Origin of the sequence: uncultured Pseudoteredinibacter sp., from assembly GCF_947500695.1 — a bacterium.
Taxonomy (GTDB): domain Bacteria; phylum Pseudomonadota; class Gammaproteobacteria; order Pseudomonadales; family Cellvibrionaceae; genus Pseudoteredinibacter.
Map to the genome: position 1 here is coordinate 1 of NZ_CANMSS010000045.1, position 239 is coordinate 239.

Sequence of the window (239 nt, forward strand, 5' to 3'; positions counted from 1 at the left end):
ACATTACCCACGTTATCGTCGGCATCATTAATCACCGGAACCGCATTCGGCGTGGTATCAATCGTGATGGTGAAGGTATCTTCAACTTCATTACCCGAAGCATCTTTAGCCTTAGCTTTAAAGGTAACCGCACCTTCAGGTAAAGCATCCGCACTTGGAATTTGAATCTTCCACTCGCCGCTACCATCAGCTGTGACAGGACCGTATTTTTTACCGTTCACTTCCAAGGTAACTTCGGC

The 239-nt window shown here is 46.9% G+C and carries 1 protein-coding gene; it reads right to left on the bottom strand.

From position 1 onward, the window contains the following. The coding region (locus Q1A08_RS21420; protein WP_299776433.1) for an Ig-like domain-containing protein at positions 1-239 on the bottom strand (239 nt) is incomplete at both ends.